Origin of the sequence: Streptomyces caniferus, from assembly GCF_009811555.1 — a bacterium.
Lineage (GTDB): Bacteria > Actinomycetota > Actinomycetes > Streptomycetales > Streptomycetaceae > Streptomyces > Streptomyces caniferus.
Genome location: NZ_BLIN01000003.1, coordinates 1,366,449 through 1,384,563 on the forward strand (window position 1 = coordinate 1,366,449; position 18,115 = coordinate 1,384,563).

Sequence of the window (18,115 nt, forward strand, 5' to 3'; positions counted from 1 at the left end):
GTGGGGACCGGGGCCGGTCCGGGGTCAGCCGAGCAGGGAGCGTCCGATGATCTCCTTCATGATCTCGGTGGTCCCTCCGTAGATCGTCTGGATCCGGCCGTCGGTGAAGGCCTTGGCCACGCGGTATTCCGCCATATAGCCGTAGCCGCCATGGAGTTGCAGACAGCGGTCGGCGACGCGTTTTTGCAGTTCGGTGGCCCACCACTTGGCCATCGAGGCATGCACCGCGTCCAGTTCGCCGGCGGAGTGGTCGGCGATGCAGCGGTCGAGGAACGCGCGGGTGACGGCGCACTCGGTGGCCATCTCGGCTATCTCGAAGCGGATGTGCTGGAGCTTGGCCAGCGGCCGTCCGAACGCCTCACGCTCCTTGACGTACTCGCTGGTGATCTCCAGCAGGTGTTCGGCGCCGGCGATGGCGGCGACGGCGATGCCCATCCGCTCCTGGGCGAGGTGGGTCATCAGATGGACGAAGGCGCCGTTCAGCTTGCCGAGCAGATTCTCCTTGGGGACGCGTACGTCGTGGAAGAACAGCTCGGCGGTGTCCTGGGCCTTCTGCCCGATCTTGTCGAGGTTGCGCCCGCGCTCGAAGCCCGCCATGCCCCGCTCGACGACCAGCAGGCTCAGGCCGTGCGCCCCGCCCTCCGGTGTCGTCTTGGCGACGACGATGACCAGGTCGGCGAGGATGCCGTTGGAGATGAAGGTCTTGGAGCCGTTGAGGACCCAGTGGTCGCCCGCGTCCTCGGCGTGGGTGCGGATGCCCTGCAGGTCGGAGCCCGCGCCGGGCTCGGTCATCGCGATGGCGGTGATGATCTCGCCGCTGCAGAAACCGGGCAGCCAGCGGCGCTTCTGCTCATCGGTGCCCAGCGTCGTCAGATAGGGGCCGATGATGTCGTTGTGCAGGCCCACGGCCAGCCCGGCCGCGCCCGCCCGGGTGAATTCCTCGGCCAGCACCGCGCTGTAGCGGAAGTCGTGCTGGCCGCCCCCGCCGTACTCCTCGGGAACCGCCAACCCCAGCAGTCCCTGTTTGCCGGCCGCCCGCCACGCCTCCCGGCTGACGACGCCGTCCTTCTCCCACTGCTCGTAATGCGGCGTCACCTCCCTGGCGAGGAAGGTCCGTACGACCTTGCGGAAGGCCTCGTGGTCCTCGGTGAAGATCTGGCGCTTCATCTGCGCGGTCATCTCTGCGGGCCCTCCTCAGAGCCGGTTCTTGACGGTCTCGGTCGGCTTGGCGGGCTGCGGCCCCACGGGGCCGCGCCGGACGGCGCCCCCGGCGAACGGGGCGCCGCACCCGTCCCCGGTTCCCTCCCGGCGGACGACAGCTGCCTCTTCGGCGGCCTGCCGCGGGGCGGCGGCGTACGGGAGCGGCGTGGCGGTTCCCCTCACCCGGCCGTGTCCTTCTGCTCGGTGCGGTCCGGAGCGGCCGTCGGGGCGTCGGCGGGGAGCGGGGCGAGGAGGCCGGGGACCTGCCAGTCACGGGCGATCTCCGCGGCGTCCGCGCCGGGCTGTGCCGGAGGTCTGCGTACCGCGCCCGGAGTGCGGGAGAAGCGCGGCGCGGGCGCGGGCTGGGTCAGTCCGCTGTGCTCGACGAAGGTGCCGCGGGCGGCGAGATGCGGGTGCCGCGGTGCCTCGCGCAGGGAGAGCACCGGCGCCACACAGGCGTCGGAGTCCGCGAAGACCGCCGTCCACTCCTCGCGGCTCCGGGTCATGAAGCGGGCGGCGATGGTGGTGCGCAGCTCGCCCCAGGCGGCGAGGTCGTCGCGGCTGGGTGCCTCCTGCGCGATGCCCAGCAACCGGATGAATTCGCCGTAGAACCGCTGCTCCAGCGCACCGACCGCCATATAGCCGCCGTCTGCGGTCTCGTAGGTGCCGTAGAAGGGTGCTCCGCCGTCGAGGAGGTTCGCACCGCGCCGGTCCTGCCAGCCGCCGGCCGCCAGCATGCCGTGGATCATCGCCGTCAGATGAGCCGTGCCGTCGACGATGGCGGCGTCGACGACCTGGCCCGTTCCGCCGTCGGTGCGGGCGTGCTGGAGGGCGGCGAGGACGCCGATGACCAGGTAGAGGGAGCCGCCCGCGTAGTCCCCGAGGAGGTTGGCGGGGATGGCGGGCGGGCCGTCGGACGGGCCGATCATGCTCAGGGCGCCCGTGAGGGCGATGTAGCCGATGTCGTGTCCGGCGGTGTCGGCGAGCGGGCCCTGCTGCCCCCAGCCCGTCATCCGGCCGTAGACCAGCCGGGGGTTGCGCGCCAGGCACTCCTCGGGCCCCACGCCCAGCCGCTCGGCCACACCGGGGCGGTACCCCTCGATCAGCACATCGGCGCGCCCGGCCAGTTCGAGGACCTGCGCCACCCCGTCGGGGCTCTTGAGGTCCACCAGCACGGACCGTTTGTTGCGGTTGGTGATGTCCCGGGCCGGGTCGATGCCCAGCCCCGGGCCTCCGGGCCGGTCGACGCGGACGACGTCGGCGCCGAGGTCGGCCAGGAGCATGGCGGCGAACGGGCCGGGGCCGATGCCCGCGAGTTCGACCACCCGGACCCCGCTCAGCGGGCCGTTCCCTGACTCCGTCATCGCGCCCCATGCCTTTCCGCACTGTGACACTTCTGATGTAACACTCGTGATGTTAAGAACGTGTTCCACTTTCCACAAGCCCCCCTTGCCAAGTGGCAGCAGCGGAAAAGGCCCGCGTCGGCGATGCTCAACTGCCATCGCCGTCACGGGCCTCTGCGCGCCTGCTGCCGCTGCGCCGCTATCCCCCGTCGAGCTCGGCGATGAGCTTCTTGGGGGCTATGACGCGATAGGACTCCTCCGCCCAGTCGCAGAGCAGTTCGGCCGGCGGAGCGCCCGGCTCCGCCAGGGGGAGTCGCACCCATCCGGACCTGCCCAGGCCGTAGCCCGCGGGCTCGGCGCCGGGCGAGGTCAGCGCGTGGGCGTGGGCCTCGGGATCCTTCAGCTTCAGCGTGACCCCGAACGGATGGCTGCCGTCGTCGACGCCGAGGAAGACGAAGACCTTCTTGTTGACCTTGATGACGCTCTCCCCCCAGGGGAACTCCTCCGCGGTCCCGGGAAGCCCGAGCGCGAACGCGCGCACCCGCTCCCGCACCGCCGCCGGACCCGCCGCCTTCGCCATGCGCTCCTCCACATCCGTCCCCCGTACGGCACCGCCCGCGATACCGCCCGGCGCCACGCTCCGTCACGCGCGGGCCGCCCAACGCATTCCACGCTAACGGCGACCACTGACAACGGCCCGCGGAGCGCCGGGCGCCGGGCCGACCGAGGGACCCGGGCACCGCTACGCCGCGTCCGGCGAAGCCCCTCCGGCGCCGGAAGCGGGCGACTCCCCCGCGGGCGGCGCGCCCGCGCCCTCGGCCCCCGGCACCAGATGGTCGCCGGGCGCCTGACGACCCACCAGCCGGCCCAGCCGCCGGGGGACATCGCCGCCCACCAGGATGATGACCACGAGCGTCAGTCCGAAGGTGAGCACGGCCAGCGCCTGCCCCAGGGACATGCCTTCGGCCAGATGGGCGCCGAGGACGGGCGCCACCGCCCCGCCCAGGGCCCCGACGTTGTAGACGAAGCCCAGAGAAGCGGCCCGGGTGGCGGTCGGGAAGTGGCCGGCGAGGTACTTCGGCAGGATGCCGGAGATGCCCTGGCTGAGCGCGAGCAGCCCGAAGACCAGCACGCCGAGCACCGGCAGGCTGTCCTGTACCGCGAAGACCGGGAAGACGAAGGCGAGGGAGGCCAGCAGCGTGCAGGCATAGGCCCGGCGGGTACCGATCCGGTCGCCGACGAAGCCCGCCAGCCAGCAGCCCGCCATGGTGCCGAAGCCCGCGTAGAACATCACGTCGGCGACCTGGGCCGGGGCGTACCCGAGGTCGGTCTTGAGGTAGGTGGGCAGCAGGGCCTGGATCGGCCAGCTGTAGAGGAAGGCGCAGAACACCGTCGCCGTCAGGGCCACGTACAGCAGCCATCCGCGACGGCCGCCGAGCTGCACGGCGAACGCCACCAGGCACCCCGCCGCGACGACGGACAGCCCCGGCACGAAGCCCGCCCCGACGGGCGTGAAGACGCAGAACAGCGCGACCGAGGCCGTCACCGTCAGCGCCGCGTTGGCCCAGGGCCGGATCCGGCCGGTGAACAACGGCCGGAACGGATTGGGGCGTTCCGCTTCCGTGCCGGCGGCCCCGATCTGCTGCTGCCAGTCACCGGCTTCCGGCAGCGATCTGCGCATCCAGAGGGCGACCAGGACGGGCAGGACGTCGATCCAGAACATCCAGCGCCAGCCCCCGCGCGGGACCACCCAGGTGTAGAGCTCGGCGGCGAGGACGGTGCCGCCCGCGTAGCCGGAGATGATGAATCCGGAGGCCCTGTTGCGCCATCGGACGGGCCAGCTCTCCAGCACATACGTCACGCCGGCGCTGTACTCCCCCGCCATGCCCAGACCGATCACCAGCCGGGCGAGGAACAGGCTGGTGTAGTTCTAGGCGAAACCGCAGGCGAAGGTGCCGAGCGAGTAGAGCAGGATGCTGGTGATCATGGCGGCCTTGCGGCCGTAACGGTCGCCCATCGCACCCAGGACGGCGCCGCCCAGCCACCGGGTGACGAAGGCGCCGGAGATCAGCGAGGCGGCGGTGGCGGTGCTCAGATGGAAGTCGGCGGCGATCTCGGTCAGCACGAGCGTGATCAGGACGAAGTCGAAGCCGTCGAGGAGATAGCCGATCCAGGCGGCGGACATCGCCTTCCACTGGCCCGGGGTGACCTCCCGCCACCGGTTCCGTTGTCGTTCAGGGGTCTCCGCGGGACGCGTCGTCACGGCTACCCGGCCTCCTCCAGCCGTCGGCGGACGGTTCGGTGCGCGGCGTCGTCGAGAGGCAGCCGCTGGGTTGCGGTCGGTCGGGGAAGTCCAGACATGGGACGTCCTACATCATCGGTGCCATGGGTGAATCTGGACCGGTCACCACGCCCTGTCAAGACTGCCCGCCCCGCTCCCTGCCGCCCGAGGGACCGCCGGGAGGCAGCCAAGGGGGCGGCGGCAAAGGGACGTTGACGGAGGTGACGGCACCTGCCTAAGGTCCGTTCTCCATGCCCGACAGCCGGTCGAGAGGACGCGGGATGCCACGGCAGGACACCTCAGGACGGGCTCATGACCTCGTCCTCTACGGCGCGACGGGTTTCGCGGGCGCCCTCACCGCCGCCTACCTGGCCGAACATGCGCCCAAAGACTGCCGCTGGGCACTGGCCGGGCGCAACACCGCCAAACTGGAGCGGCTGCGCGACCGGCTGGCGAAAATCGACCCGGCCTGTGCCGACCTGCCGCTGCTGCGGGCCGACAGCGGCGATCCGGACTCGCTGCGCGCCCTCGCCGCCGGCACCCGGGTGCTGGCGACGACCGTCGGCCCGTATGTGATCCATGGTGAGCCGCTGGTCGCCGCCTGCGCCGCGGCCGGCACCGACTATCTCGACCTGACCGGTGAGCCGGAGTTCATCGACCGGATGTACCTGCGTCACGACGCGACGGCCCGCGCCTCCGGTGCCCGCCTCGTGCACGCCGCCGGATTCGACTCCGTCCCGCACGACCTGGGGGTCCTCTTCACGGTGGGGCTCCTGCCCGAGGGCGTCCCCGTCCGCATCGACGGCTTCGTGCGGACCAACGCGACGTTCTCCGGGGGCACTCTGGCCTCCGCGCTGACCGTCGCCTCGCGCCCGTTGGCCATGGTGCGGGCCGCCCGCGAACGGCAGCGGACCGAACCGCGACCGGTCGGCCGTACGGTACGGGCGCCGTTCGGACCGCCCCTCAAGAGCGCGGAAACGCACACCTGGGGTGTGCCGTTGCCGACCCTCGACCCGCAGATCATCGCCCGCTCGGCCGCCGCTCTCGACCGTTACGGGCCCGACTTCCGCTATCGCCACTACGCGGGCGTACAGCGGCTGCCGATCGCCCTCGGCGGGGCGCTGGGGGCGGGGGCCCTGTGCGCCCTCGCCCAGGTGCCGCCCGCGCGGCGCTGGTTGTCGCGACGCCTGGAGCCGGGCGACGGGCCCGGCCCCGAGCGGCGCGCGCGCAGCTGGTTCAAGGTGCGTTTCATCGCCTCCGGCGGCGGCAAGCGCGTGATCACCGAGGTGTCGGGCGGCGACCCCGGCTACGACGAGACGGCGAAGATGCTCGCCGAGTCGGCGCTCAGCCTGGCCTTCGACGACCTGCCGGAGACCGCCGGGCAGGTGACGACCGCGGTCGCCATGGGGGAAGCGCTGACAGCCCGCCTGCAGGAAGCGGGCATCACGTTCCGCGTCGTCCAGGACGTCCAGGAGTAGCCGCGGCCGTTCACTGCGGTCCCGTGGGTCCTCTCCCCGGGACCGCGGGCGCTCGCCGACGCCCGCCGTCAGGCGTCGGCGAGCGCCCGCCGGCACAGCGCGTCCGCGGCCCGGGTCGTCTCGGGGAGCCGGTAACGCGCCGCCAGGTGGAGCGTGTGCGCACAGGCGCGGTCGAGGTCGATGCGGTGTCCCACGGAGACGAAGACCGGCTTGACGCCCTGTTGGGTACGCAGCGCACGTCCCACCTCCTCGTCCCCATCCAGCAGAGGAGAGGTCGCGCCCCGGTCCGGCCCAGGGGGCTCGTACCGGAAAGTGAAGGGGTTCTTGGCGACACCGATGGTGGGCAGCCCGGTCAGCACCCCCAGATGGCTGGCGAGCCCGAAGCGGCGCGGGTGCGCCAGCCCGTAACCGTCGCAGACCACGAGGCCAGGGGTGCGGGCGAGGCGCCCGAGCGCATCGAGCACGGTGGGGATCTCGCGGAAGGCGAGCAGCCCGGGGACGTAGGGGAAGGAGATCTGCCCGACCGCGGTGGCCTCGTCGACGACGGCGCGCGTACGGGCGTCCAGCGCGACGGCGGCAGCGGCGACGACATCACGTGCATCGTCGTAGGCCACATCCACCCCGACGACAGTGCCCTCGAACCCGGGTTCCGGACCGGGTTCGTCAAGCCGCACAGAGGACCGCAACCGGTCCTGGACCGCACGCGCCTGGTCCTCGTCGGTCGGCCAGTGCCGCAGTTCGTCGTCGCAGGAGAGCGCTCCGGAAGTGTCCATGGTGGCGACCACGCTACCGAACCCGTGAGCGAGCCCCCGGCCGGGCAAGGGCACCGGCTCACGCCGCGTTGTCAGTGGCGCCGGATATCTTGATGAGCGTGAACTTCCGGACCCCGCCGCCCCCTCAGGCGGTGCCGCCCGAGCGGATGGGGCAGCCCCTCAGCGGCCCCCTCGTCCCCCGGCCCCGGTACTCGCCGCTCTGAAACCTCCCGAGGTCTTCATGCCCGACGCGCTCCATCAGCTCGACGCCCTCGACCTCGCCGCCCGGCTGCGCCGCCGCGACATCTCCGCCCGGGAGGTCGTCGAGTCTCATCTGGACCGCATCGAGCAGGTCAATCCTGTCGTCAACGCCCTTGTCACCCTCGACCCCGAGGGCGCACTCGCCGCAGCCGCGCGCGCCGACGAACGCCTCGTCCGGGGCGCCGTCGTCCCGCCCCTGCACGGACTCCCGATCGCGTTCAAGGACACCCACCTCACCCGCGGGATGCGCACCACGCACGGTTCACCGCTCTTCGCCGACCACGTCCCCGACGAGGACGACCTGCTGGTCGAGAGGCTGCAGCGGGCCGGTGCCATCCGCCTCGGCAAGACCAACGTCCCCGAATTCGCCGCCGGTTCGCACACCTTCAACCCTCTCTTCGGCACCACCCGCAACCCCTACGACACCACCCGTTCGGCGGGCGGCAGCAGTGGCGGCGCCGCCGCGGCACTCGCGGCCGGGCTGCAACCCCTCGCCGACGGCAGTGACATGGGCGGCTCGCTGCGCAACCCCGCGTCCTTCTGCAATGTCGTCGGGCTGCGGCCGACGCCGGGACGCGTCCCCCGGCACCCCGGCCGCGACCTCTGGGACACCCTGTCGGTCCCCGGCCCGATGGGACGGACCGTTGCCGATACCGCGCTGTTGCTGTCGGCGATGGCCGGTCCGGATCCACGCAGCCCCGTCAGCCTGGAGACCCCCGGTGGGACGTTCCGCGTGCCTCTCGACGGCGACTTGCGCGGCCTGCGCATCGCCTGGACCCCCGACCTCGCGGGCCACGCTCCGGCCGAGGCGGATGTACTCGCCGTCCTGGAGCCCCAGTTGAGGATCCTGGAGGAGCTCGGCTGCCGCGTCGACACCGCCTGCCCGGACCTCACCGGGGCCGACGCGACCTTCCGCACGCTGCGGGCACACAGCTTCGACCTGGCGCTCGGCGACCTGCTGGACTCCGACCGGCAGGCCCTCAAACCCAGCATCGTCGAGAACATCGAGCAGGGCCGCCGGCTGACCGTGGCCGACCTCAACACCGCCACCGCGACCCGCAGCCGACTGCACCTCGGGACGCTGGACTTCTTCTCCCGGTACGACCTGCTCCTCGCCCCGGTCAGCCAGGTCACGCCGTTCGACGCGGAGCTGGAGTATCCGCGGGAGGTCGCGGGCCGGCCCACCCGCTCGTATCTGGACTGGATGCGGTCCGCCTACCTCATCTCCGTGCTCGGCGTGCCCGCCCTGTCGGTTCCCGCCGGATTCACCCCGGGCGGTCTGCCCGTGGGGCTGCAGTTCATCGGTCCGCCGCGCGCGGACCTCGCCGTCCTCCGTGCCGGTCATGCCTATGAGAGCGCGACGCGGCACGGTCGGCGCCGCCCGGACCTGCCGGCGGGCTGATTCCGCGAGGCCGCCCCCTTTGGGCCCGCGGCACTTCCAGGACCTGTATTGCTCCGCAGCAGACGGCGGCACATCAACCGGAGCGGCATCTCTCGCATCCGTCCTGGCCTGCGCGTTCCCTTCCGTGAGGAGGCCCCGATTCCTCCTGATTCCTCGTCTATATTTGCAGCTATGTTCGTATTGGAACTGACCTACACGGCGCCCATCGAGCGCGTCGACGCCGTCCTTCAGGAGCACGTCGAGTGGCTGCAGAAGGAGTACGCCGCCGGGCATTTCATCGCCGCCGGCCGCAAGGTCCCACGGGACGGAGGCGTGATCCTCGCCGCCGGGACGGACCGTGCGACCGTCGAGCGGATCGTGGCCGAGGACCCGTTTTCCGTCGCCGGCGTGTGTGAGTACCGGATCACCGAGTTCGTGGCGACGACGACCGCTCCGGCCCTGGAGCAGTACCGGGAGCGGCTGCCGTCCTGAGGAACCGTCCTCTCCGGCCCGGTCCGGACCGCCGACGGCCCGGACCGCGGCGATCCGGCAGCCCGGGCACCACCTTCAGCGGCGCCTCGCCATGCCCCCGCCTCCGCCCTGGACGGCCGGCGGGGCGAGCACGGGACCCCGTCCGTCACTGGGCACGTCCCTGCCCGGACTACGAAGTCGTCGTCGGCGGCACCGCTGAACCGCTGAGCGGGCCGGAGCTTACGGGAGCGGGCGACGCGGGCCAGCGGCCCCCGTTGCGCCAGTAATCCTGGATCTCCTCCAACTGACGCCCCTTGGTCTCGGGCGCGGTGGCGGCGGCGAAAACCAGCGCGGCGAGCGCGAGGAAGCCGAGGCCCGCGAATGTCCGGGCCGCACCTGCCCAGGCCATCAGGGAGGGGAAGAACTGGGCGATCAGGAGGTTGGCGACCAGGTCGGCGGTGAGCATCACCGAGGCCCCGGTCGAGCGCAGTTGGGCGGGGAAGGCCTCGCTCGCATAGACCCAGATCAGCGATCCGAAGCCGAAGTTGAAGGCCGCGGTGAACAACAGGATGGCGGCGAAGCCCACCCAGGTCGTGGCGCCATGCAGATCGCCCCTGGCGAAGACCACGGTCAGGACGGCGAGCATCACGGCCATCGTGCCGATTCCCCAGAGCAGCACCACCCGCCGGCCGAGCCGGTCGATGATGAGGATGGCGAGCACGGTCGCGGCCAGTGAGGCGAGCTGGACGAAGGACGGCAGCAGGAAGTTCTGGCCGCTGCCGGTGAAGCCCATCTCCTCGAAGATCTGCGGGCTGTAGTACGTCACGGCGTTGATGCCGGTGATCTGGCAGAAGAAGCCGAGGCCGACGACGAAGAGCGCGGCGCGGGCGTACGGCTTGCGCAGCAGGGAACGCGCCGATCCACCGCTCTCCTGGGCGAGCGCGGACGCCACGGCAGCGACCTCCCTGCGCGGATCGACGTCCGGGTCGGTCGTCGCCATGACCTCGACGGCTCGTTCCGTCTGTCCCTTGAGGACGTACCAGCGCGGGGTGTCCGGCAGCCTGAGCAGCGGAATCAGCACGAGTGCGGCGGGGATCGCGGAGAGTCCGAGCATCCAGCGCCAGTGGCCGCCGCCGGACAGGCCCCAGTTGACGAAGTATGTGATGACGATGCCCGCGACCGTGGCCACCTGGTAGGCGGCAACGGAGGCCCCGCGGATACGTGCCGGGGTCGATTCAGCGACATAGAGCGGCGCGGCGACGATCGAGATGCCGATGGCGATGCCGAGCAGGAAGCGGACGATGTCCAGCACGACGACGTTGGGCGCAATGGCGGAGAGTGCGACGAACACGGCATACGAGCCGGCGACGATCAGCATCGCCGCCTTGCGGCCCAGGGCGTCGGCGAGCTTGCCGCCGATCAGCGCGCCCACGATGGAGCCGAACACAAGGATGCTGTTGACCAGGCCTTTTTCGGCCTCGGTGAGATGAAAGTCCTTGCTCAGGAACACCAGAGCACCGGAGATGCTGCCGGTGTCGTAGCCGTAGATGACGCCGACGACGGCGCCGGTGAGCGCGAGCAGCCTGCCGGTACGGCGTGCGGTGCCGGATGACGGTGGCGGGGGCGTCGCGGAGAGCGTGGCAATGGACATCGGAAGTCCTCTGTGCGGCGGAGCGGGCCTTGCTGCATGACGGACATTGCGTGACGGGAATCTGCGTGACTGCCTGAGTGCGTCACTGCGTCAGCGTGACTGATCTTGCAAGTATTCGGCGAGTTTCACGCACCTGTCAACACCTTCTCGCAGCACTCCGCATCCCCCACGGCCACCCCGCCTTCACCGCAGCACCGTCCACAGACGCCTTCTGCACGACCAATGCCGCACCGCTCCCCTCTGGCGCCTCCACTCGTACGAGGGATGGAACCCTGCGACAATTCTGCGTACAGTCGATTGCAACGAACACGAATATTGCACTTTCACGCAGACTCATGAACGCATGCACATCACGGGAGGGTGGGCCATGAGCGAGATCTCGTACATGGAGCAGGAGCTGCACAGCCAGCCGGAGACCTGGCGCAAGGCCGCGCGGATCGGGGCGGCCGCGGGACCGCTGCCCAAGGCCGGCCAGCGGGTGGCCGTCGTCGGCTGCGGCACCTCATGGTTCATGGCGCAGTCGTATGCGGCACTGCGCGAGGCGGCCGGACAGGGCGTGACGGACCCCTTCGCCGCCTCCGAGGCGTTCCTCGGCAGCGACCGCGGCTACGACGCGGTGGTCGCGATCACCCGGTCCGGCACCACGACGGAGGTGTTGCGCGTACTCGATGCCGTCAAGGGGCGCATCCCGACGGTGACGATCATCGGTGACCCCGAGACGCCGGCGGTGGCGGTCTCCGACGAGACGGTCGCGCTTCCTTTCGCCGACGAGAAGTCAGTGGTGCAGACCCGATTCGCGACGACGGCGCTGACGCTGCTGCGTGCGCACTTGGGCCAGGACGTCTCCCGGGCGGTGACCGACGCGGAGGAGGCGCTGGCCGCGCCCGTCGAGAAGGAGTGGGTGGACGCCGAGCAGTTCGCCTTCCTCGGGACGGGCTGGACATTCGGCCTGGCCAATGAGGCGGCACTCAAGATGCGGGAGGCGTCGCAGAGTTGGACCGAGTCCTACCCCGCGATGGAGTACCGCCACGGTCCCATCGCGATAGCCGCACCCGGCCGGGTGACCTGGCTGTTCGGTCCGGCACCGGAAGGACTGGAGGCCGATGTTGTGCGGACCGGAGCGCGCTTCGTGTGCCATGCGCGCGATCCGCTGGCCGATCTGGTGCTGGTCCAGCGGGTGGCACTGGAGCGCGCCCGCGCCCGCGGTCTCGACCCGGACAACCCCCGCAGCCTGACCCGCTCGGTGATGCTCGAAACGCCGGCCGCCTCGTAGGCATCCGTTCTCGCCGCCCCGCCTCCCGCACGTCAATCAGTCCCGTCCGCAAGGGAGTCAGCCTCCGATGCCCCTCGTTCCGACCTCATCGATCGTCGACGCCGCGCGTGAGGCGCGGGTCGGTGCCGCCGCGTTCAACGTCATCCATCTGGAGACGGCCGAGGCGCTCGTCACCGCCGCCGAACGCACCGGCATCCCGTTGATCCTGCAGATCAGCGAGAACTGCATCCGCTACCACGGCAGTCTGCTGCCCCTCACCCGCGCCACCCTCGCCCTCGCCGAGGGCTCCGCGGCTCCGATCGCGGTGCACCTCGACCACATCACCGACGCCGAGTTGGTCCACCAGGGCGTCGACGCCGGGGTGGGCTCCGTCATGGTGGATGCCTCCGCCCTTCCGTACGAAGAGAACGTGGCCACCACTGCCGAACTCACCTCCTGGTGCCATGACCGTGGCGTCTATGTCGAGGCGGAACTCGGGGAGGTGGGCGGCAAGGACGGGGTCCATGCGCCAGGGGTGCGCACGGACCCGGACGAGGCCCTGACCTTCGTCCGTGCGACAGGGGTGGATGCGCTCGCCGTGGCCGTCGGCTCCTCACATGCGATGCATGAGCGCACGGCCGTACTGGACAAGGAACTGATCGCGGCGCTGCACACCGCGCTGCCGGTGCCGCTGGTACTGCACGGTTCGTCCGGAGTGCCCGACGACGAGCTGCGGCGGGCCATCGCCGCCGGAATGACGAAGATCAATATCTCCACTCATCTGGTCTCCGTCTTCACCAGTTCGATACGGCACACACTGGGCGCCGACCCGTCGCTCGTCGACTCCCGGAAGTACCTCAAGCCCGCTCGGGCGGCGGTGGCCGAGGAAGCGGCGAGGCTGCTGGGCGTGCTGGGCACTCCGGCAACGGTTCCGGGCCAGTACGCAGCCCAGGCACCGGCCCGGGGGTGAGACGGCGGCGGGCGATCACCGACCCGGCGGCACTTCGTCATAGCGGACGGGAGCGTCTCCCCCGGTGCGGGGCAGGGGCTCCTACGGCGCGTCGCCGTGGCCGGCCGAGACGAATTAGGCTCGCGCCATGAAGCGCCATGAACGGATGAACGCACTGCTCGAGCTGCTCGGCGACCGAGGCCGGATGGACGTCGAGGAGGCGGCGACCGAGCTGGAGGTCTCGGCCGCCACGATGCGGCGCGACATGGACGCCCTGGCCGAGCAGCAGTTGCTGACCCGCACCCGGGGCGGAGCGGTGCTCAGTTCGGTGGCGTACGACCTGCCCATCCGCTACAAGCACGCTCACCGGTCGGAAGAGAAGGAGGCGGTGGCGCAGGCCGCGGCGAAGCTGGTCGAGCGGGGGGACGTGGTCGGGCTGAGCGGCGGCACGACGACCACGGCGATCGCCCGGGTACTCGCCACCCGTCCGGACTTCGCCGAGGCCGGCCCGCAACCGCATCTGACCATTGTCACCAACTCCCTCAACATCGCCAATGAGCTGGCCGTACGGCCACAGATCAAGATCGTGCTCACCGGCGGGGTGGCGCACTCGCGATCGTTTGAACTGGTCGGCCCGTTCAGCGAGTTGGTACTGCAGCAGATCTCCATCGATATCGCGTTCATCGGCGCCAACGGCATGGACCCGATGATGGGAGCCACGGTGCACGACGAGGCCGAGGCCCGGGTCAACCGCCTCATGGCCGAGCGGGCCCGGCGCGCCGTGGTCGTCGCGGACTCGTCGAAGATCGGCGGGCGCTGCTTCGCCCGGGTCGGCGACGCGGATGTCTTTGACACGTTCATCACGGACAACGGAGCGAAGGAGGCAACCCGCCGGGAATTCGCGGACCGGGGGCTGAAGGTGGTGGCCGCACGCCCGTCCACCGGCGAGTAGGCCGCGGCCACCGACCGGAACCGACCGCCGGCCATCGACACCAACGCCCAACCACCACCGGCAGGCGGCAACGGGAGTGGCTGATGCGGGTAACCGTTGACGGATGGTGAGGCGTGTAGCTCTTCGGGCTGAGCCGGTCCGGCTTGCTCGGTCTCACTCGACCCATCCGGTCCGGCTTGCTCGATCCCGCTCGACCGATCCGACCCGTGCCCGCCCCAGGCGGGCCGCCCCTATCGCTCCACCCTCCTGCCCCTGCCTGCTCCGACCCGAGCCGCTCGTTCCGGTTCGCCTCTCGCCGGCCGACCAGACCTGCTCGCCCCCGACCGGGCGGCTCGGCCCTCTTGGCCAGCATGGCTCGCTCGGTCGGCTCGGCCCCGTGGCTGGGCACGGCTCGCTCGGCCCCGTCAGTCGGCCCGGCTCCGTCGGCCGGTCCGACACCTCCCGTCCGCCCGACTCCCTCAGCCGGTCCACCCCCTTCAGGCGGCGCCCGCCCTCTCGGTGGGCCCGGCCCCCCGGTGGGTGCGGCCCCCTCGATTGGCCCGGCCGGCTCCATGTCGCCCGGTCTCGGAAGGGCTGCTCTCATGTCGCGCTTGTGTCCCTGTGTGACCCCCGGGGCTGATTTCCCTTGGGCGCGCATGGACAATGGGGAATGAACGTGCGAACCCGGTGTGGGCTTCGCGGGGGAATCTCAAGTTTTCCAGCGGGGGAGGCTACGTGCGGAAGATCATGGCGATAGCACTGGCAGCGGTGGCGTGCAGCGCCACTTTGACGATGACCAGCGCCTCGACCGCGGCAGCGGCGGAGCGGTCGCCGCACTGCGTGGTGGTGCGGAAGTACTTCAACAAGGGCCACCAGCGTTACGTGCGCCTGACGAACCTGTGCAGCCGGCGGACCGCGTGCTTCACCATCGTCGTCCCGCATCAGCGCGACCCGCGCGGCAGCCTCGCGAAGGGCGCGACGAAGGATGTCCACTACGGCACGACCTGGGGGTCGCGGGCCCTGTTCGTGAAGAACAGTTCCTGCTGACCGACCGACGGTAGGACGCTGGAGCTCGCCGGTTACGCAAGGCCGCCGCCCTGCCCGGGCGGGTCAGGCGCGTACGGCGATACCGTCCAGCACCATGGAGAGGTACTGGCGGGCGATCTCCTCGGGGCTGTGCTGTCCACCGGGCCGGTACCAGCTCGCCGCCACCCAGACGGTGTCGCGGACGAAGCGGTAGGTGAGCCGGATGTCGAGGTCGGCCCGGAAGATTCCGTCGGCGACGCCTCGTTCCAGCGTGCCCAGCCAGGCCTTTTCGAACTTCTCTTGGGAGTCGGCGAGATAGCCGAAGCGGGGCTGGGCGGCGAGGTGCTTTGCCTCCTTCTGGTAGATGGCGACGGCCGCGCGGTGCCGGTCGATCTCCCGGAAGGACTCGGTGACCAGGGCTTCGATGGTCTGCCTGGGGCCGAGGCCGGCGGCGAGTACGGCGTCATAGCCGTCCCACAGCTCGGTCAGGAAGCTGGAGAGGATCTCGTCCAGCATCGATTCCTTGGAATCGAAGTGGTAGTAGAGGCTGCCCGCGAGCATCCCGGCCTCGTCCGCGATGCGGCGGACCGTGGTGGCGTTATAGCCGTGCGCGGCGAATACCTCCGCCGCGATGTTGAGCAGTTCGCGGCGGCGCTCCGGTGACGCATTGGCGGTCGTCGTCTTCTTCTTGGCGGCTGGCACCTGGCTATTGTCGCTCGCCCTGCCACCCCGTCCCTCCCGCGCTTCCGCCCCCGTCTTCGCCACTTTGCCACCCGAGCCGGGCCCCTGCTGCCGACTCCCCTCATCTACGCCCCTCTCTCCACCGCCCCCCACTTCGTCCTCCTTCCCTCCCCTTCCCTCCTAGCGCCCCCCTCTGACCGATACCGCTCCGCCGCTTTCCTCGTTGCCCCTCTCCTCCGGGCTGCCTCCGCGCCGCTTCCGCTCGGTCGTTTCGCTTGCGCTTCTCGCTTGCACCGCGCACCTCTTCCGCGTCTTTCTTGCGCTCTGTGGGGGCTCCGTCTGCCGTCTCACCCGGATCACCCGGTTCCGGTCACCCTGCCGGCAATTATTTCACTAGTAAAACACCTGCTAACCTTCTTGCCATGGGGAAGCATGCCAAGCCGTCCGGAAAGAGCGCACCTCCCGTGCCGGGAAGCGGGGTACGCGTCAGACCGTTGCCCATCAGGAGCAGCGTCCGGCTGCGCAGGCCCGTCGATATCTGGCATAAACCGGCACTCAGCGCGGTGGCGGCGCTGGCGATCCCCGATCTCGCGTTGTTCGGCATGGGACGGCTGGATCTGGTCCTGTACACCTCGGCCGGGGCGATGTGTGCCCTGTACGCGCACGGTCTGCCGTACGCGGCCCGCGCCCGCACTCTGTTGTGGGTGGTGTTCGGAATGGTCGCGAGCCTCGGCATCGCGCTGACCGCCGCCTCGCTGACCACCTCGACCGCGCTGCTCGTCGTGTTGGCCTCGCTGATGGCCGCCGTCCACAAGATGGTCTGCGATGCCACGCGTATCGGCCCGCCGGGGAACATCATCCTGACGTTCATCACGGCCTCGGCCTTCTTCGTGCCGCAGCACCTCGGCGAGGTCCCGCTGCATCTGGCGCTGGCGCTCGGCGCCGGCGGGCTCGCCTGGCTGGTCTGCATGGCGCCGACGCTGATACGGCCGCACGGGCCGGAGCGGATCGCCGCCGCCCGCGCGCTGGAGGCCGCGGCCGGGCTGCTGCGCACCGAAGCGGGCTCCAGAGGAGCGGAAGCGGCCGGGGTTGAAGCGGCCAGGGTTGAATTGGCTGGGGCGGCACCGGTCGCGGTGCAACCCGCCGGTGTGGAACCGGCCAGGGTTGAATCGGTTGGTGTGGCGCAGGCGCGGCATGCCACTGCGGCCGCGGTGAACGCCGCCTGGCACACACTGTTCCTGGTCCCGGCGCGCACTCCGGCGAGGGCCGCCGCACGAGCCGGACTCGAACGACTGCTGGTGCGGGCCGAGTCGGCGCTCGGGCACGACGGCCGGACCGCGGCAGGCGAGGCCGAGCGGCTCGGCACCTGGGCACGTGAGCTGCGGAGCGGGCGGCCGTTGCCTCAGGTGGTGCTCTCGGCCGAGCAGGCAGAGGAATTGATGGGCGTCGCCGAAGAGGCGCGGGGGCCGCGGCGGCCCGCGCCCGGTCGTCCGCACGGGGTGCGGGCGGTGCTCGCCCGGCTGGCGCCAGGGTCACCGCTGTTGCCCATCGGGGCGCGGGTCGCCGCCGGATGTGTGCTGGCGGGCTGGGTGTCGATGGCCGTCGGCGTCGGGCACCCGTATTGGGCCGTGGTCACCGCGGCCTCGATCTTTCAGGCCAACACCACGCTCTCCTGGCAGCGGGCGCTGCAACGAACCCTCGGCAATCTGCTCGGCCTGCTGCTCTACACCGCGCTGCTGCCGCTGATGCACGTCGGGGAGCTCGCGATGATCGCGCTGGCGCTGACCTTCCAGCTCGGCGCGGAGGCGTGCATCACCCGTAATTACTGGCTCGGCTCGGTGTGTGTCACGCCGATGGCGCTGCTGCTGACCGAGTTCGGCAGGCGGGTACCGGCCGGCTCGCTGATCGCCGACCGCTGGATCGACACCGTGGTGGGCGCGGTGGTGGGGCTGGCCTGCTGCGTCCTGGTCACCAACCGGCGGGCCGCCAACCGTATCGAGGTCGCCCTGGGGCGGGTTGCGGCGGCGGAGGCCGTCGCCCTGCGGCTGCTCGCGGCGCGGAACGCACCCGGGACGGATGGCGCCCGAGAGGCCAGGTCGGCCCAGGAGACCGAATGGGCACTGGGGGCCGGGGCGACCCAGGAGTCCGAATGGGCCTTGGAGACCAGGGCGACCCAGGAGTCCGCATGGGCCTTGGAGACCAGGGCGACCCAGGAGTCCGCATGGCCCCATGTGACCGCCTGGGCCCAGGAGACCGGGTGGGCCCGGGGCCGGCTGGCCGGATGTCTGGTCGAGCTGCGCGAAGCCGTGGACGTGGCGGCCGGCGAGTGGTGGCAGCGCGCGCTGCCCGAGGAGCGGATCGCCCGTGCCGAGCAGCAGGGTCACCGGGCGCTGGCCGGGCTGGTCCGGCAGCTCCCGGCGGCGGTGCCGGCACCGGTGCCGGTCGCCTGACCCGCCTG

Annotated in this window: 15 protein-coding genes and 1 pseudogene; 8 read left to right on the forward strand and 8 right to left on the reverse strand. The window is 71.1% G+C overall.

The window, feature by feature from the left end:
* Positions 1 to 24 precede the first annotated feature (24 nt).
* From Scani_RS14580 to Scani_RS14600, 5 genes and pseudogenes are all read right to left on the reverse strand, one after another.
* On the reverse strand, positions 25 to 1,167 hold the full coding sequence (locus Scani_RS14580; protein ID WP_159476018.1) for an acyl-CoA dehydrogenase family protein: 1,143 nt from the start codon (positions 1,165 to 1,167) through the stop codon (positions 25 to 27).
* 27 nt (positions 1,168 to 1,194) lie between these two features.
* Positions 1,195 to 1,383, reverse strand: coding sequence for a hypothetical protein (locus tag Scani_RS14585; protein WP_159474863.1), 189 nt, complete (start codon positions 1,381 to 1,383; stop codon positions 1,195 to 1,197).
* Positions 1,380 to 2,564, reverse strand: a complete 1,185-nt coding sequence (locus Scani_RS14590; RefSeq protein WP_159474866.1) for a CaiB/BaiF CoA transferase family protein — start codon at positions 2,562 to 2,564, stop codon at positions 1,380 to 1,382. The genes Scani_RS14585 and Scani_RS14590 overlap by 4 nt, the downstream gene beginning before the upstream one ends.
* A 178-nt stretch (positions 2,565 to 2,742) precedes the next feature.
* Positions 2,743 to 3,123, reverse strand: a complete 381-nt coding sequence (locus Scani_RS14595) for an MmcQ/YjbR family DNA-binding protein (RefSeq protein WP_159474869.1) — start codon at positions 3,121 to 3,123, stop codon at positions 2,743 to 2,745.
* 162 nt (positions 3,124 to 3,285) lie between these two features.
* Positions 3,286 to 4,728, reverse strand: a pseudogene (locus Scani_RS14600) (sialate:H+ symport family MFS transporter).
* Between the two features lie 377 nt (positions 4,729 to 5,105).
* On the opposite strand from Scani_RS14600, the gene Scani_RS14605 reads away from it, so the two are divergent.
* Positions 5,106 to 6,302 carry a saccharopine dehydrogenase family protein gene (locus tag Scani_RS14605; RefSeq protein WP_159474872.1) on the forward strand — a complete coding sequence of 399 codons (1,197 nt, stop codon included), beginning with the start codon at positions 5,106 to 5,108 and terminating at the stop codon, positions 6,300 to 6,302.
* A gap of 68 nt (positions 6,303 to 6,370) precedes the next feature.
* On the opposite strand, the gene Scani_RS14610 is transcribed toward Scani_RS14605, so the two are convergent.
* The gene (locus tag Scani_RS14610) at positions 6,371 to 7,075 is read right to left on the reverse strand and encodes an endonuclease V (RefSeq protein WP_159474875.1); all 705 of its coding nucleotides are present in this window, start codon (positions 7,073 to 7,075) and stop codon (positions 6,371 to 6,373) included.
* Between the two features lie 220 nt (positions 7,076 to 7,295).
* On the opposite strand from Scani_RS14610, the gene Scani_RS14615 reads away from it, so the two are divergent.
* Complete coding sequence (locus Scani_RS14615; RefSeq protein ID WP_159474878.1) at positions 7,296 to 8,717, forward strand: amidase; 1,422 nt, start codon at positions 7,296 to 7,298, stop codon at positions 8,715 to 8,717.
* A 171-nt stretch (positions 8,718 to 8,888) separates the two neighbouring features.
* Positions 8,889 to 9,188: a YciI family protein gene (locus tag Scani_RS14620; protein ID WP_159474881.1), complete on the forward strand. Its 300-nt coding sequence runs from the start codon at positions 8,889 to 8,891 to the stop codon at positions 9,186 to 9,188.
* Between the two features lie 169 nt (positions 9,189 to 9,357).
* Here the strand turns inward: Scani_RS14620 and Scani_RS14625 are convergent, their stop codons facing one another.
* Positions 9,358 to 10,818, reverse strand: coding sequence for a sugar porter family MFS transporter (locus Scani_RS14625; RefSeq protein ID WP_159474884.1), 1,461 nt, complete (start codon positions 10,816 to 10,818; stop codon positions 9,358 to 9,360).
* A gap of 367 nt (positions 10,819 to 11,185) precedes the next feature.
* On the opposite strand from Scani_RS14625, the gene Scani_RS14630 reads away from it, so the two are divergent.
* The 4 genes from Scani_RS14630 (at position 11,186) to Scani_RS14645 (ending at position 14,997) form a co-directional block, all read left to right on the forward strand.
* Positions 11,186 to 12,091 carry an SIS domain-containing protein gene (locus Scani_RS14630; protein WP_159474887.1) on the forward strand — a complete coding sequence of 302 codons (906 nt, stop codon included), beginning with the start codon at positions 11,186 to 11,188 and terminating at the stop codon, positions 12,089 to 12,091.
* Positions 12,092 to 12,158: 67 nt separating this feature from the next.
* Positions 12,159 to 13,040, forward strand: a complete 882-nt coding sequence (locus Scani_RS14635; protein WP_159474890.1) for a class II fructose-bisphosphate aldolase — start codon at positions 12,159 to 12,161, stop codon at positions 13,038 to 13,040.
* Between the two features lie 127 nt (positions 13,041 to 13,167).
* Positions 13,168 to 13,971, forward strand: coding sequence for a DeoR/GlpR family DNA-binding transcription regulator (locus tag Scani_RS14640; protein WP_159474893.1), 804 nt, complete (start codon positions 13,168 to 13,170; stop codon positions 13,969 to 13,971).
* A gap of 714 nt (positions 13,972 to 14,685) precedes the next feature.
* A complete protein-coding gene (locus Scani_RS14645) occupies positions 14,686 to 14,997 on the forward strand; it encodes a hypothetical protein (protein WP_159474896.1) in 312 nt (103 codons plus the stop codon).
* A gap of 63 nt (positions 14,998 to 15,060) precedes the next feature.
* On the opposite strand, the gene Scani_RS14650 is transcribed toward Scani_RS14645, so the two are convergent.
* Positions 15,061 to 15,678 (reverse strand): TetR/AcrR family transcriptional regulator, encoded by a 618-nt coding sequence (locus tag Scani_RS14650; protein WP_159474899.1) that lies wholly within the window; start codon positions 15,676 to 15,678, stop codon positions 15,061 to 15,063.
* A gap of 401 nt (positions 15,679 to 16,079) precedes the next feature.
* Here Scani_RS14650 and Scani_RS14655 point away from each other — a divergent pair, with 401 nt between their 5' ends.
* On the forward strand, positions 16,080 to 18,107 hold the full coding sequence (locus Scani_RS14655) for an FUSC family protein (protein WP_159474902.1): 2,028 nt from the start codon (positions 16,080 to 16,082) through the stop codon (positions 18,105 to 18,107).
* The last annotated feature ends 8 nt before the right edge of the window (positions 18,108 to 18,115 follow it).